This window comes from Citricoccus zhacaiensis (assembly GCF_014645315.1).
GTDB lineage: Bacteria > Actinomycetota > Actinomycetes > Actinomycetales > Micrococcaceae > Citricoccus > Citricoccus zhacaiensis.
On the sequence record NZ_BMLQ01000006.1, the window covers coordinates 196,743 to 211,851 of the forward strand.

The following is a 15,109-nucleotide window of genomic DNA, read 5'->3' on the forward strand; positions in this document are numbered from 1 at the left end:
GGTGAACTCATCCTTCGCTGCCTTGACTGCCTTGACTGCCTTGACTGCCTTCGTTGCCTTCGTTGCCTTCACTGCCTTCACTGCCTTCACGAGGGCTGGTGCCCTGCCCTTCTTCGCGCCGCCATACCAGCCCGATGAACCGTCCTCGGCCGGGATCACGTCGATGCGAGAAGAGTCGCGAATCCTCGCGGGTGCAGACCGGGCTGCGGTGTACCGTCACCCCGAGCGATTCCAGGACGGCCTGGGCCCCGGCCGGCAGGTCCAGTGCCGGAGCCCCCCACGTGGTCGTGGAGTGGGTGGCGGGGATCTGAGCGGTACCGTCCCGGCGCATCTGCTCGGGAACCTCGTAACACCGGCCGCAGATGGCCGGACCGATCCAGGCCTGGATGTCTCCCGGCTCGTGGCCGGAGCCCTCGCGCCGCATCCTCTCCACCGTGTTCTGCAGGATGCCGTCGAGCAGGCCCCGTCGGCCTGCATGCGCGACCGCTGTCGGGCCGGTCAGAGGTCCCGTGCCGCCAGCCCCTGGCCCGGACACCCGGGCACGGCCGTCCCTGCCCACGGCCGCGGTCGCTTCCACGGAGCGGCGGGACGCGAACACCACGGGCAGGCAGTCCGCCACCATGATGGCCAGCGGATCCCGGCCGGTCGGGCTGACGAGGGCGTCGGCTTCCTCCGCGGCGGGCGATTCGCCCCAGCCGCGGCCGGCAGCCGGAACCACCCGCGCCGAGTGCACCTGCGTGAGATATTCGGTGCGTCCGGGCGGGATACCCAAGGCCGCCTCGATTCCGCGGCGGGACGCCTTGACCCGCTCGCGTGGGTCCCCTGCACCGTTGGCGTCGTCCCCGGCACCGTCGCCGCCCTTGCTGCTGGTCCTACCCGCTGCAGGCGTACCGCTGACACCGACGACACCGCTGACATGGAAGGCGAGATTGCCGGCGTCGACGCTGGTGAAGGCCACCTCGAGGCCGGGCCCGGGGTGGGCCCGGAACAGGAACGGAGCGGCCGGGGCCGTCAAGGCCCCGGCCGGTCGCCGGACGTCGGTCACGATGCCTCTGGCACGATCGTCGCCCGCTGACTACTTCAGGAAGTCGGGGACATCGAGATCGTCACGGCCGGCACCGGACAGGTCCGGCTCGACGACGGTCGGCAGGTCCTGCTGGGCAGGCTCGGCCTTGTAGCCGGAGGTCTCAGCCTTCGGCGCGGCCTCCTGGGCGGCCGGGACGGGCTGATTCGGAACGGGCTGGTGCGGCACCTGCGCCGCACCGTTCTGTGCCGGCAGCCCGGACTGCTGGCCCTGGGGCTTGGTGCCGGTGTTGAAGCCGCCGGACGGCGCGGAGGTGGCGTCGACCTGGTCGAAGCCGGCGGCGATGACGGTGATGCGGGCCTCGTCGCCCAGCGCGTCGTCGATGACGGCGCCGAAGATGATGTTCGCCTCCGGGTGGGCGACCTCCTGGACCAGGCGGGCCGCCTCGTTGATCTCGAACAGGCCCAGGTCCGAACCGCCCTGGATGGACAGCAGCACGCCGTGCGCGCCGTCGATCGAGGCCTCCAGCAGCGGGGAGGCGATGGCCAGCTCGGCCGCCTTGACGGCGCGATCCTCACCCTGCGCCGACCCGATGCCCATGAGGGCGGAGCCGGCGCCCTGCATGACGGACTTCACGTCCGCGAAGTCGAGGTTGATCAGGCCCGGAGTGGTGATCAGGTCCGTGATGCCCTGGACACCGGACAGCAGGACCTGGTCCGCGGACTTGAAGGCGTCCAGCACGGAGACGTTGCGGTCCGAGATGGACAGCAGCCGGTCGTTCGGGATGACGATGAGAGTGTCGACCTCGTCCCGCAGGGCATCGATGCCGCTCTCCGCAGAGGTGGCGCGGCGGCGGCCCTCGAAGGTGAACGGGCGGGTGACGACGCCGATCGTCAGGGCGCCGAGCGAGCGGGCGATGCGGGCCACGACGGGAGCACCGCCGGTGCCGGTGCCGCCGCCCTCGCCTGCGGTCACGAACACCATGTCCGCGCCGCGCAGGACCTCCTCGATCTCCTCGGCGTGGTCCTCGGCTGCCTGGCGGCCGACCTCGGGGTTGGCGCCGGCGCCAAGGCCGCGGGTGAGCTCGCGGCCCACGTCCAGCTTCACGTCGGCATCACTCATGAGCAGCGCCTGGGCGTCCGTGTTGATGGCGATGAACTCCACGCCGCGGAGTCCGACATCGATCATGCGGTTGACGGCGTTCACGCCGGCGCCGCCGATGCCGACGACCTTGATGACGGCCAGGTAGTTCTGCGGTGCTGCCACGGTATTTGTCCCTTGCTCGGTGTCTGTCTGTCTTGGTACCCGGTGGTGACGGTGACGCCCAGCGCGCGTCCCGGCCACTCAGGTTGGCTTAACGTTCAGGTTGAAGGTTATTGTTATGTCAACCTGTCTTCTGGTTGAAACGTTATGGTGCTGGCGGCGTTCGTGCAAAGACCCGCCTCCGGTGTGTCGCCGTGGCGTGCCCTGCCGGTACCGAATCCCGGCCGCGGCGCCCGTGCCGGCAGCGGCGCAAGCGCTGACCAGCGGACGTCACCGGGTCACCGGCCGGTTCGGCGTGGAGACGTCGAACTCCCGGATCGGCGCCTCCTCGTCCTCGGGAACGTTCAAGAGGGCCTCGAGGACCTGGGCCTTCCGGGCCCCCTTGTCCGCGTTGCCCCAGAGGACCGTCCTGCCGTCCGTCAGCTGGAGGGTGACCGAGTCCACGGTCTCCGCGGAGGCGGACTCCATGCGGGCGCGGATCGGCTCAGGCAGCGTGCCCAGGACCGAGGTGATCGCGTCGAAGACCTCGGGATCGCTGACATCCTCCGCGCTGGACACGCTGGGCAGCTGGTAGGTGGAGGCCCGCTCCCCGGACAGGGTGGCCAGGGCCTCCCCGCTCGCTGAGAACAGGACGTGGCTCTCCCCCTCCGGGACCATGGCCACCGGTTGGTGCTCCACGATCTCCACCGACAACGAGTTGGGTGGCTCGGCATGGACCCGGACCGCGTCTACGGCCGGTTCCCCGGCCAGGAGGTCCTCAACGGTCCGCTGGCCGACCTGCGGCAGCGGCTCTCCGATGACCGGCTCCAGCAGCTCCTCCGCGCGGCTCTGCTCCAGGAGGTCCGTCCCCGTGACCTTGATCTGCTGGATGGCCAGCACCGGGGAGAAATACAGCACCGCGCCGAGGATGCCCAACAGCACCAGGGCACCGGCTCCGCCGATCAACCACACCCGTCGGTGCCGCCTGCGGGCCTGGCCCTGCGTCTCCGGGAACTCGACCACATTGTCCGCGGGCTGGGCGGTGTCCTCAGAGACAGAAGAAATCGAAGTAGCGGCAGATGCAGACGAGCCCGACGTGGCCGACCTGTTGCCTGTGGTCCGCTCGTCCGTCACGCGCGTCCCGCCTGCTCCGCCAGGGCCGCCAGCACCGCACCGCCCTGGGCCGTGACGTCCCCGGCTCCCATGGTGAGGATGACGTCACCGGGCTGTGCCGCGGAGACCAGGGCGGCGACGGCGGCCGGCGCGTCCGCGGGCACGGTCGTCGACCCCGGCAGTTCCGTGCGGACCCGACCGGCGATGAGCGAGGAGTCGACCCCGTCGATCGGCTCCTCCCGCGCCGGGTAGACCGGCAGCACACGGACCCCGTCCGCCGCCGAGAGCGCCGCGGCGAAGCCCTCCGCGAAGTCGCGGGTGCGCGAGAACAGGTGGGGCTGGAAGAGCACATGGACGCGGTTCCCGCCGGCCACGGTCCGTCCGGCGGCGATGGCGGCAGCCACCTCGGTCGGATGGTGGGCATAGTCGTCGAAGACCCGGACTCCGGCGGCCTCGCCGCGATACTCGAATCGACGAGCCGTGCCCCGGAAGGCCTCGAGCCCGCGTGCCGCGGCACCAACGTCCAAGCCGGCGTGCCGGGCGGACAGGAGTACCGCTGCAGCATTGAGCGCGTTGTGCCGCCCGGGCACGGCCAGGGTCAGGGCCGTCGTCCTTCCATCCACCCACCGGTACGTGAGCCGCTGTCCGGTGCCACCGGACAGCTCAGCCAGTTCACTGTTCACCAGCACCAGGTCGTCAGCCCGGGCGGGGTCCGACCCATAGGTGACCACCCTGGGCGCAGGACGGCCGTCGACGGCTTCGGTGCGCGCCCATTCCGCGGCCTCTCGCGCGCCGGCGTCGTCCGCGCAGGCCACCAGGACGCCCTCGGGCGGCAGGAGCCGGATGAAATCCCGGAACACCTCGGTGACGGCCTCCACCGAGCCGTAGAAGTCGAGGTGGTCGGCCTCCACATTGGTCAGGATGGCGATCTCCGGGCGGTAGTTCAGCAGGGTGCCGTCCGATTCGTCGGCCTCGGCGATGAACCACTCGCCCCCGCCGGCTCTGGCATTGGTGCCCAGGCCGGCCACGGCGGCCCCGACCGCGAAGGTGGGGTCCGCACCGGCGTCGGAGAAGGCCATGGCGGCCATGGATGAGGTGGTGGTCTTACCGTGGGTGCCGGCCACGGCCAGGACCCGGTGGCCGGACATGGCCGCGGCCAAACCCTCGGAGCGGTGGAGCACCGGGATCCCTCGGTCCACGGCGGCGTCGTACTCGGGATTGCCCGGGCCGGCGATGGAGGAGGCGATGACGGTGCCCACCGCTCCCCCGCGGTCCTGGGCGAGGCGGTCGAGATGCGTGGCGTCGTAGCCCACGAAGACGGTGGCTCCGGCCGTCTCCAGTTCCCGCATGACCGGGAGGTCCTTGGCATCCGTTCCCGAGATCTCGACGCCGAGCTGCTGCATGATCCGGGCAATGCCGGAGACGCCGACCCCGCCGAGGCCGAGGAAGTGGACCCGTCCCAGCTCGGCCAGGGCAGGGGGCATCGATGGGGCTGACGGGGGGTTCACGAGGCGTCTCCCGGGTGGTTGCTGGAGGAAGAGGTCGGGGCCCGGCCGGCGGACAGGACGAGTTTCGCCATGGTGCGATCGGCGTCACGGATACCCCGGGCCTGGGCCGCGGCGGACATGGCAGCCAACCGTGCGGGGTCCTGGGTGAGCGGGATGAGTTCACGCCGGACCCAGTCAGCGGTGAACGCCTCATCCCGGACCATCAGGGCTCCGCCGGACGTCACGAGCCCACGGGCGTTGAGGGCCTGCTCCCCGTTGCCGATGGGTAGGGGGACGAGGACGGAGGGCAGGCCCACGGCGGCGAGTTCGTGCACGGTGCCCGAGCCGGCCCGCGCGACGATGAGGTCCGCGGCCGCGTAGGCCTGTTCCATCCCGTCGAGGTACTCACGCTGGTGGTAGCCCGCGGCGGTGACCGGGGTCCCGTCCTCGCCCAGGACCTGCTTGTCCCGCCCGGTCAGGTGGAGCACCTGGAGGCCGACGGCGGAGAGGTCGGGCAACGCGGCGGCGATCGTCCGATTGACGTTGAGGGCGCCGGAGGATCCCCCGGTCACCACCACCGTGGCGAGCTCGGGGTCCAGGCCGAGTGCCCGTCTCGCCGGCGCCCGTGACGCGTCCCGGTCCAGCGTGGAGATCTCCCGGCGCATCGGCATGCCGACGCACTGCGCCCGAGGCAGGACGGTCTCCGGGAAGGCCGTGGCCACGACGGCGGCCTTGCGGGCGCCGACCTTGTTCGCCAGTCCGGCACGGACATTGGCCTCGTGGATGACCAGCGGCACGCCCCGGCGGACCGCGGCCAGGTAGACGGGGGTGGAGACGTATCCGCCCACCCCGACCACCACGTCCGCACGGCGGCGGTCCAGAATCTCTCCGGCCTGCGTGACGGCCCGACGCAGGCGCAGGGGCAACCGCACGAGGTCCATGGTGGGCCGGCGGGGCAGCGGCACCCGGTCGATGGTGTCCAGTTCGTAGCCGGCGCCCGGCACCAGCCGGGTCTCCAGGCCCGAGGTGGTCCCGACCATGGTGCAGTGCACGCCGGGATTCCCCGTGTCACCGGCCGGCGTCACGTCCGCACCTGCGGTGTGCGTCTCCTCGAGGGCGCGCGCGATCGCCAGCATGGGGCTGACGTGCCCAGCGGTCCCGCCGCCCGCCAGGACGACGCGGAGCGGTTCGGTCATGATCGGGCCTTCTTCCAGGCGCGGGCAGCGCCGACAGGGGGTGTGGGCGGTGCGGGGGTTCCGGAGGCGGCGGTGGTTGCGGTGTTGGAAGCATCCGCTGCCGCTGCCGCTGCCTCCTCTTCCTCCTGGCGCTGCTCGCGGGCGAAGGCGAGCACCACGCCGATGCCGGCCAGGACGAAGGTGAGCGCGGAGCCGCCATAGGAGATGAAGGGCAGGGGGACGCCGATCACCGGCAGCAGCCCGGTGACCATGGCGATGTTGATGAAGGCCTGGCCGACGATCCAGATGAGGATGCCGCCGGTGCAGATGCGGACGAAGAGGGAGGTCGAGCGGCGCGCCACCCGGAACAGGCCGATGGCCAGACCGGCGAACAGCCCGATCACGAGCAGGGTCCCGGCCAATCCGAGCTCCTCCCCGAGGATGGTGAAGATGAAGTCGTTCTCCGCTTCCGGGATGTAGCTCCACTTCTGGCGGGACTGGCCCAGTCCGACCCCCCACCAGCCGCCGGAGGCGAGGGCGTACATGCCGTGGTCCGGCTGGTAGCAGGGCTCCGTGGGGAACTCGCAGTTGCCCAGCCAGGCTTGGATGCGCACGGCACGGTTGGCCGAGGTCAGGGCCATGACCACGGCCCCCAGCGCACCGATGCCGCCGGCGATGAGGAAGTAACGCAGCTTGGTGCCGGCCAGGAACAGGACGGCGGCCATGATCATCATGATCACCATGGCCGTGCCGAGGTCCCGGCCGTACATGATCAGGCCCAGCAGGATGGCCCCCACCGGGAAGATGACCGGCACGATCGAGTGCTTCAGCTGGCCGACCAGCTTGGCCTTTCGCTCGAGGACCACGGCCGCCCACAGGGCCAGGGCCAGCTTGGCGGCCTCCGAGGGCTGGGCCGTGAACGAGCCGATCTTCAGCCAGTTCTGGTTGCCGTTGACCTCGTGGCCGAGCGGTGTCAGCACCAGCGCCAGCAGGAAGATCGCCAGCAGGATGGCGGGCCAGCCCAGGGACCGCAGCCGGTCGGTGCCCAGCCGGGAGAGGACGAACAGGCCCACGAATCCGACCACGGCGAAGATCGCCTGCCGGATGAACAGGTCATAGGATCCAGAGGTCTCCCCGATGTTCTCGACTGAGGAGGACGAGAGCACCATCACCAGGCCGATGACGGTCAAGGCCGCGGCGCAACCCAGGATCAGGAAGTACGACGTGCGGCTGGAGCCCTGGCCTTCGAGGAATCCCCAGGCCCGACGCCACACGGGCGCGTGGGGTGTGGTCACCATGCAAGGGCTCCTTAGCTGCCCAGCCCCTTGGCTTCCATGAGGCGGGCGACGGCGTCGATAAAGGCGTTTCCTCGGTCTGCGTAGGATTCGAACTGGTCCATGGACGCCGCTGCCGGCGCCATCAAGACGACGTCCCCGGGCCGGGCCACCGCGTTGGCTTCACGGACCGCTGCGGCCATGGCCTGATGGCCGTCCGAGGGGTCTGTTCCAGTGTCCCGCACGGCGGTGGAGAGAACCGGGATGTCCGGCGCGTGTCGCCGCAACGCCCCGGCGAGTTCGCCCGGGTCGGCGCCGATGAGCACGACGGCGCGAAGCCGGCCGACATGGCGGGTGACGAGTTCGTCATAACTCACACCCTTGGGCAGGCCGCCGGCGATCCACACCACGTCCGTGAACGCCGCCAGTGACGCATCGGCAGCATGCGGGTTGGTGGCCTTGGAGTCGTTGATCCACAGCACGTCATCGGCCTGGGCCACCAGCTGGATCCGGTGCTCGCCGGGCCGGTAGGCACGCAGCCCGTCACGGACCGCCTCGGGTGGCACCCCGATGGCGCGGACCAGTCCGGCCGCTGCCAGGGCATTGGCGACCTGATGCTGCGGGGCGATCCGTCCGAGGTCCTGCAGCTGGCCGAGCTCCAGGGCCCGAGTGGCCCGGTCCGCCAGGAAGGCGCGGTCCACGAGGAGACCGTCCACCACGCCGAGCATGGACCGCCCCGGGGTGTCGGTGGTGAAGGAGATGGCCCGGCAGCCGTCCTGGACGTCCGCCTCCTCGACCATGCGCATGGTCAAGGGCTGCTCCTCGTTGAACAGGCAGGCGAGTCGGGTGTGCTCGTAGATCTTGGCCTTGTCCGCACAGTAGGCCTCGAAGGAGCCGTGCCAGTCGACATGGTCCTCGGCGAGGTTGAGCACCGCTGAGGCGGCAGGCTCGATGTGATGGGTCCAGTGCAGCTGGAAGCTGGAGAGTTCCACGGCGATGGTGTCCCAGCCCTCGGGGTCACGGATCGCGTCGAGGATGGGTGTGCCGACATTGCCGCACGCGATGGCCCGCTGTCCGGCAGCCAGCAGCATGGACTCGACCATGCCGACCGTGGTGGTCTTGCCGTTGGTCCCGGTGACGACCAGCCAGTCCGCGGTCTTGCGCCCGGCCCGTTCGCGGACCCGCCAGGCCAACTCGACGTCTCCCCAGATGGGAATGTCCGCCGCGGCGGCGGCCGCCAGGACAGGTTGGTCGGGTCGCCATCCCGGGGACGTGACGACGAGCTCGGGAGCCAGCCCTCCGACGTCGGGCAGCACGGCCGTGTGCCGGTCCCCCAACAGCACGTCCTGCACGCCGACGATCTTCAGGGTGTCCGCCTTGGCGCGGTGTTCCAGGCTGTCCTGGCCGTCCACGACCACCACGTGGGCGCCGAGCTCGGCCAGGGTGTCCGCCGCGGAGAATCCGGACAGGCCCAGCCCGGTGACGACGACGCGCAGGCCGGCCCACTCGGCATCCCAGCTCGTCAGGGTGGCCAGGCGGTCGGAGGGGTCAGTTCGGGACTCCTCGGTCACTGGGTTCACCGGGCTCACTGGGACAGCACCCATTCGCCGTAGAACAGGGCGATGCCGACGGCCACGCAGAGCAGGCCGATGATCCAGAACCGGATGACCACGGTGACCTCGGCCCAGCCCTTGAGCTCGAAGTGGTGTTGCAGCGGTGCCATCAAGAACACGCGCTTGCCGCCGGAGAGCTTGAAGTAGCCGACCTGGATGATCACCGAGAGGGTGATGAGGACCATGAGTCCGGCCAGGATGACCACCAGGAGTTCGGTCCGGGACATGATGGCGAAGCCGGCGAGGGCGCCGCCCAGGGCGAGCGAGCCGGTGTCCCCCATGAAGATCTTGGCCGGCGCGGTGTTCCACCACAGGAACCCGATCAGGGCACCAGTGAGGATGGAGGCCAATACCGCCAGGTCCATGGAATCGCGCACCTCGTAGCAACCGGGCCCCTCACCGCTGCCCCCGCACGACTGATTCGCCTGGAACAGGGTGATCAGCATGTAGGCGGCGGTGATCATGGCGGTGGCGCCGGTGGCCAGTCCGTCCAGTCCGTCCGTCAGATTCACGGCGTTGGTGGTGGCCGTGGTGATGAGGTTGGACCAGACCACGAAGAGGATCACGCCGAGGACCGGACCGGCGAAGGCCAGGTCGATCGGCAGGTCCCGGACGAAGGAGATGGCGGTCGAGGCGGGGGTCAGCCCGCGCTCGTTGGGGAAGTTCAGGGCCAGCACGGCGAACGTGACGCCGACGACGGCCTGCAGGACGATCTTCGCCCAGGGGGTCAGACCGAGCGAGCGCTGGTTGGAGATCTTGGTGAAGTCGTCGAGGAAGCCCACGAAGCCCATCCCGACCATGAGCAGCAACAGGATCATGGCCGAGGCCGTGACACCGGCGTTCTCCAACTGCAGACCGGACATGATCCAGTGGGTCAGGAAGTACGCGAGCACGGTGGCGAGCACGAAGACCGCCCCGCCCATGGTCGGCGTGCCGCGCTTGGTCGCGTGCGAGGTGGGACCGTCATCACGGACGAACTGACCGTACCCCTGGCGGACGAGGAACTTGATGAACAACGGCGTGCCGATGAGTGTCAGCACGAGCCCCAGGAGGGCACCGATCAACAGGCCTATCACTGGCTCTGCTCCTTCCGGTCCCCGATGGTCGGGACATCCATGGGGCCCGGACTGACCGGACCATGTGCGAGCCGATCGCCCAGGTCGCCCAGGCCCGCGCCGTTCGAGGACTTGAACAAGACGATGTCACCCGGGGCCAGCTTGCCTGCCAGCAGTGCTTCGGCAGCATCGAGGTCTTCAGCGAAGTCGACCTCGTCACCCCACGACCCCTCGTTCACCGCGGAGGTGTAGAGCGGACGGGCGCCTCGGCCGACGACCAGGAGCTGATTGATGTTGAGCCGGACGACAGCGGTGCCGATCGCGGTGTGCTCGCGGATGCGGGCGTCGCCCAGCTCGAGCATCTCCCCCAGCACCGCCCAGGTGCGCCGCCCCGTGGACCGGCCCATCATGGCGAGGGTCTGCAGGGCTGCCCGCATGGACTCCGGGTTGGCGTTGTAGGCGTCGTTGATGACGGTGATGCCGTCCGGACGGTCGGTGCGCTCCATCCGACGGCGGCTCGTGGGGCCGGCGCCGTTGAGCGCCGCCGCGATGACCTCCGCCGACAGGCCGGCGGCCGCCGCGGCCGCCGCGGCCGCGGCGATATTGGAGGCGTGGTGCCGCCCGATGAGGCCGGAGGCCACCCGGTGGGGCTCGGCGCGGGTGCCCGCACCGAGCCGCAGGTCGAACTCGGGCCGTTCGTCGGCATTCGTCGTGAGGGAGTCGGCCAGCGCGGAGAAGGCGGCAATATCCGCTTCGAGGTCCGCGTCCACCAGCGGGAAGGAGCCGTCCTCCACGGAGAACCAGACCACGCGTCCCCGGGTGCGGGTGGCCATCGCGGCCACGCGGGCATCGTCCCGGTTGAGGACGGCAAAACCGTTGGACGGCAGGGACTCGACCAGCTCGCCCTTGGTCCGGGCGATGTTCTCGACCCCGCCGAACTTGCCGGCGTGGGCGGAACCGACCATCAGGACGACCCCGATGTCCGGCTGGACCATGGAGGAGAGGTACTTGATGTTGCCGACCTCGTCAGCACCCATCTCGATCACGAGGTAGCGGGTGTCCAGGGCGGCTCGGAACACGGTGAGCGGCACGCCGACCTCACCGTTGTAGGAGTTCTGCGGTGCCACCGTGGGCCCTGCTGTCGCCAGGATGGTGGCCAGCAGGTCCTTGGTGGTGGTCTTCCCGGCCGAGCCGGTGATGCCGATGACCGTGGTCGGCGAATGCTCACGGATCCGCTGCACGATGTGCGTGGCCAGGCGGCCCATGGCCAGCACCACGTCGTCCACGATGACTGCGGGATCCGGCCGACCCTCGGCATCCGTGGTCTGACGCTCCGCCAGGATGAGGGTGGCCCCGGCATCGCGGGCTGCCGGGATGAAGTCATGCCCGTCGGCGTGCTCACCGGGCTTGGCGATGAACAGAGTCCCGGCGGCGGCCTCCCGGGAATCGGTGGTGGCGGAGTCGACTACGGCACCGGGCGGTACGGAGGCAGTGAGGGTGCCTCCCGTGGCCTCGGCGACGGCGGTTGCGGTGAGTTCGATCATGACCCGTCAACTTTACGTCCGCGCCCATGAGAATCCGATGAGGGGCCGAAGCCGTGCCGTGCCAGGGCGGCCCGCAGTTCCACCCGGTCGTCCAGCGCCACGACCACACCGTCCATGTCCTGGACGGTTTCATGGCCGCGGCCGGCCAGCAGCACCGTGTCGGCCGGTGTGGCCAAGGACACGGCCAGCTCGATGGCGTCCTGGCGCGGCGAGGCCTCGTGGATCTCGACCCGACGCCCCGTGCCGGCAGCCTGACGGGCCGCTTCCCGCACGCCGGTGAGCACCTCGGACCGAATACCCGCTGGCTCCTCGGTGTGGGCGTCGTCATCGGTGACGATCACGACGTCGGCCCACTCAGCCGCGATGCGACCCATCACCGGCCGCTTGGCGCGGTCCCGATCCCCCGTGGCGCCAAAGACGAGGATCGTGCGACCCGTGGTGTTGCCGGACGCCTGGCGGGCGTCCCGGACCGACTCCAGGGCACGCACCATCCCGTCCGGGTTGTGGGCGAAGTCGACGATGCCGTCCGGGGACTGGCCGACGACTTCCATGCGCCCGGGCACGGCCGTGGCGAAGGGTCCCTGGCCCACCGGCACGTCCAGCACGCGGGCCACGGCATCCCACTCGGTGCCCGGCAGGGATTCGAAGACCATGACGGCGGCCAGTGCGGCATTGGCCACGTTGAAGCGGCCGGGCAGCCCGGTGGAGGCGGTGACACTGCGGCCGCTGGCGGCATGGAGCAGGGTGAACCGGTACCCGAGGCCGATGGCCTCCAGGGACGAGACGGTCCAGTCCGCGCCCGTCAGCGGTGTGCCCCCGTGGTCGGCCGCGGGCCCCAGGGACAGGGTCGCGATGGGGCAGCCGGCGGCAGCGGCCATCCTGGTCCCCCAGGTGGTGCCGTCACGGTCCGGGGCATCGGGGCCCCCGTCCAGGGTGATGACGGCACGGCCGGTCCGTCGGGCGTCGAAGAGGCCCGCCTTCGCGGCGAAGTACTCCTCCATGGAGCCGTGCAGGTCCAGGTGGTCCTGGGTGAGGTTGGTGAACCCGGCGACCGCGAAATGCAGGCCCGCCACCCGTCGGTAGCTGATGGCGTGGGAGGAGACCTCCATGGCGGCCGAACTGACCTGTTCCTGGCGCATCATCGCCATCAGCGCGTGCAGCTGGGTGGATTCTGGCGTGGTCAGGGTACTGGGGACCGTGCGTCGGCCGGCGCGGATCTCGATGGTTCCGATCAGGCCGGTCGTCTCACCCCACGCCTCCAGCAGCGAGGTGAGGAAGTAGCTCGTGGTCGTCTTGCCGTTCGTCCCGGTGATCCCGTACATCCGCGGGCCCACCCCCGCATTCCGGTAGATGGCGGCGGCAGCCGGCCCGACGGCGTCGCGCACGTTCCGCACCACCAGCACCGGGGTGCCGGCGGGCAGGTCACCGGCCAGCTCCGCCCCTTCCCGGTCCGTGAGGAGTCCGGCCGCCCCGGCTGCGACGACGGCAGCGGCGAACTCTGCGCCGTGGCGGTTGGCACCGGGCACGCCCACGTAGAGGTCGCCGGTACGCACCGCACGGGAGTCCATCGCGATTCCGGCGGGGCCGGGTTGTCCGGGCAGTCCGCTTTCCACGCCGGAGAGGTCGACGGGCAGGCCGGAGCGGTTGAGGGCCTCGATGAGGTCGTTCCAATCCAGCGGGTCCGTGTGGTCCGGGCGGAAGGCAGCATCCTGCTCGGCGGCAGTCAGGGGTGAGGTCATGGTCTGGCAGTCCCCTCCTACCAGGGACGCTTCTGTGGGTCTTCGGGGAAGACGTCGTAATTCTGCGGTTCCTGGTCGCTGGGTGGCACGTTGTACTTGGTCAGCAGGTAGGACAGCACCTCGGCGGCGGTGTCCTCCACCTGCCACGTCTTCCAGTCGCCCTGCGGACGGTACACGGAGATCGCCACGACGAACTGCGGATCGTCGAGGGGGGCCACGCCGGCGAAGGAGGTGGTGTAGCCGTTGTAGCCGCCCACGCCGGCGGCCTCGCCGGTGCCGGTCTTGCCACCCACGCGGTATCCGGGGATCTGGGCCGGGCCGGCAGTGCCCAGTTCGACGACGCCCTCCATCAGGCGCAGCATCTCCTCGGAGGTCTCCTCAGAGTAGATCCGGGTGCCCTCGTCCTCGGGGAGGACGTTCTCCGAACCGTCGGCGTCGATGTAGGCGTCGATCAGCTGGGCCTTCTTCTCCACCCCGCCGTTCGCGACCGCCTGCAGGATCTGCGCGAGGTGCAGCGTGGTCTGGGTGTAGCCCTGGCCGAACATGGTGGTGAACCGCTGGCGGCCGTCCCACTCGGAGGGTTCCACCAGGATGCCCTGGTTGCTGCCGGGCAGACCGATGTCGATGTGGTCTCCGACGCCGAGCTGCTTCAGGTAGTCGTAGCGGACCTGGTCGTCGACGGTCTGCGCGACCTGCACGGTGCCCGTGTTGTAGGACCGGGTGAAGATGCCCGCCGTGGTCATGTCATAGGTGTCGTGCGGCATGGAGTCGTTGATGACCTGGCCGTCGAACTCCTGCTTGTTCGGAACCGTCCACGTGTCCAGGGGAGAGACGCCGCCTTCCTCGAGCGCCGTGGCGAAGGTGGAGATCTTGCCGGTGGAGCCAGGTTCATAGGACTGGGTCAGGGACGTCGGCCGCCAGAACAGGCTGTCCGTGGCCGAGGGATCCGAGGGGTCCACCGTGGTGGAGTCGGCCATCGCCACGATCTCGCCGGTCTTCGCGTTCATCACGGTGATGTTGCCCCAGTCGGCGTTGTAGGACTCGGTCTTCCGGGCGATCGCCTCCTGGGCGAACCATTGCACGTCCTGATCGATGGTCAGCCTCACATCCTGGCCGTCCACGGCGGGGGTCTCGGAGAACTCCGCATTGGGGATGCGCACGCCGTCCGCGGCGATCTCGTAGGTCCGCTTGCCCTCGGTGCCCGAGAGGTGCTCGTCCTGGCTCAACTCGAGGCCCTCCAGCGGGGCGCCGTCTCCCCCGAGGAAACCGAGGATGGATCCTGCCACGGAGCCGTTCGGGTAGGAGCGCTCGGACACCGGTTCGGCCAGGAGGCCGGGGATGCCGATCTCCATGGCCTGTTCCTTGACCTCCGGCGTGATGCCCTTCATGACGACCTTGTAGGGACGGTCACCCACCATCCGCTCGCGCAGTTCTGCGGCGTCCACGTCGAGGATGCCGGAGAGCTCCTCCAGGGAGTCCTCCAGGGCCACGTCCTCCATGGCGTTGGTGTCATTGTTCCACTTGCGGTAGTCCCTGACGAGCCGCTGGTCTGCCACGAGGTCGTAGCGGTCCACCGAGGCGGCGAGCACACGGCCCTGGGAGTCAAGGATGGAGCCGCGTTCCGGTGTGATCGAGACGGAGCGCAGCCGCTCCTTCATCGCCTCGGAGGCATGGCCCGATGCGTCCACACCCTGGATGATCACCAACCGCAGCGCCAGCACCACGAGCAGGGACAGGGCGATGAGGATGCCGAGCCGCAACCGACGCCCGCTGGCGTCCACGGTGGCGCCGGTTCCGGTTCCGGGAGTCCTGGCCATCTACGGTGTCCTTCCTGCCCGGTGTC

11 protein-coding genes are annotated in these 15,109 nt (G+C 70.0%); all 11 read right to left on the reverse strand.

What is annotated here, in order from left to right; genetic code table 11:
* Positions 1-7 precede the first annotated feature (7 nt).
* The gene (locus IEX49_RS11510) at positions 8-1,045 is read right to left on the reverse strand and encodes a purine nucleoside phosphorylase YfiH/LACC1 family protein (RefSeq protein ID WP_229672579.1); all 1,038 of its coding nucleotides are present in this window, start codon (positions 1,043-1,045) and stop codon (positions 8-10) included.
* Positions 1,046-1,075: 30 nt separating this feature from the next.
* Positions 1,076-2,290, reverse strand: a complete 1,215-nt coding sequence (ftsZ, locus tag IEX49_RS11515) for a cell division protein FtsZ (protein WP_188806290.1) — start codon at positions 2,288-2,290, stop codon at positions 1,076-1,078.
* A 267-nt stretch (positions 2,291-2,557) separates the two neighbouring features.
* Positions 2,558-3,289 carry a cell division protein FtsQ/DivIB gene (locus tag IEX49_RS11520; protein ID WP_229672581.1) on the reverse strand — a complete coding sequence of 244 codons (732 nt, stop codon included), beginning with the start codon at positions 3,287-3,289 and terminating at the stop codon, positions 2,558-2,560.
* Positions 3,290-3,396: 107 nt separating this feature from the next.
* Entirely contained in the window at positions 3,397-4,863 is a 1,467-nt protein-coding gene (gene murC / locus IEX49_RS11525) for a UDP-N-acetylmuramate--L-alanine ligase (protein WP_188806292.1), read from the reverse strand.
* 20 nt (positions 4,864-4,883) lie between these two features.
* Positions 4,884-6,062 carry an undecaprenyldiphospho-muramoylpentapeptide beta-N-acetylglucosaminyltransferase gene (gene murG, locus IEX49_RS11530; RefSeq protein WP_188806293.1) on the reverse strand — a complete coding sequence of 393 codons (1,179 nt, stop codon included), beginning with the start codon at positions 6,060-6,062 and terminating at the stop codon, positions 4,884-4,886.
* Positions 6,059-7,339 carry a putative lipid II flippase FtsW gene (ftsW, locus tag IEX49_RS11535; protein ID WP_188806294.1) on the reverse strand — a complete coding sequence of 427 codons (1,281 nt, stop codon included), beginning with the start codon at positions 7,337-7,339 and terminating at the stop codon, positions 6,059-6,061. Before ftsW ends, murG begins: the two co-directional genes overlap by 4 nt.
* 11 nt (positions 7,340-7,350) lie before the next feature.
* The gene (murD, locus tag IEX49_RS11540) at positions 7,351-8,919 is read right to left on the reverse strand and encodes a UDP-N-acetylmuramoyl-L-alanine--D-glutamate ligase (protein ID WP_188806295.1); all 1,569 of its coding nucleotides are present in this window, start codon (positions 8,917-8,919) and stop codon (positions 7,351-7,353) included.
* Positions 8,901-10,004, reverse strand: coding sequence for a phospho-N-acetylmuramoyl-pentapeptide-transferase (mraY, locus tag IEX49_RS11545; protein WP_188806296.1), 1,104 nt, complete (start codon positions 10,002-10,004; stop codon positions 8,901-8,903). The genes murD and mraY overlap by 19 nt, the downstream gene beginning before the upstream one ends.
* Complete coding sequence (locus IEX49_RS11550) at positions 10,001-11,527, reverse strand: UDP-N-acetylmuramoyl-tripeptide--D-alanyl-D-alanine ligase (RefSeq protein WP_188806297.1); 1,527 nt, start codon at positions 11,525-11,527, stop codon at positions 10,001-10,003. Before IEX49_RS11550 ends, mraY begins: the two co-directional genes overlap by 4 nt.
* Entirely contained in the window at positions 11,524-13,266 is a 1,743-nt protein-coding gene (locus IEX49_RS11555; RefSeq protein ID WP_188806298.1) for a Mur ligase family protein, read from the reverse strand. The genes IEX49_RS11550 and IEX49_RS11555 overlap by 4 nt, the downstream gene beginning before the upstream one ends.
* A 17-nt stretch (positions 13,267-13,283) precedes the next feature.
* On the reverse strand, positions 13,284-15,083 hold the full coding sequence (locus IEX49_RS11560) for a peptidoglycan D,D-transpeptidase FtsI family protein (protein ID WP_188806299.1): 1,800 nt from the start codon (positions 15,081-15,083) through the stop codon (positions 13,284-13,286).
* Positions 15,084-15,109: the final 26 nt, after the last annotated feature.

Bases quoted from the DNA above. Each gene is read 5' to 3' on its own strand.
- murC (WP_188806292.1), bottom strand. From the start codon at position 4,863: ATGCCCCCTGCCCTGGCCGAGCTGGGACGGGTCCACTTCCTCGGCCTC.
- murG (WP_188806293.1), bottom strand. From the start codon at position 6,062: ATGACCGAACCGCTCCGCGTCGTCCTGGCGGGCGGCGGGACCGCTGGG.
- ftsW (WP_188806294.1), bottom strand. From the start codon at position 7,339: ATGGTGACCACACCCCACGCGCCCGTGTGGCGTCGGGCCTGGGGATTC.
- murD (WP_188806295.1), bottom strand. From the start codon at position 8,919: ATGGGTGCTGTCCCAGTGAGCCCGGTGAACCCAGTGACCGAGGAGTCC.
- IEX49_RS11550 (WP_188806297.1), bottom strand. From the start codon at position 11,527: ATGATCGAACTCACCGCAACCGCCGTCGCCGAGGCCACGGGAGGCACC.
- IEX49_RS11555 (WP_188806298.1), bottom strand. From the start codon at position 13,266: ATGACCTCACCCCTGACTGCCGCCGAGCAGGATGCTGCCTTCCGCCCG.
- IEX49_RS11560 (WP_188806299.1), bottom strand. From the start codon at position 15,083: ATGGCCAGGACTCCCGGAACCGGAACCGGCGCCACCGTGGACGCCAGC.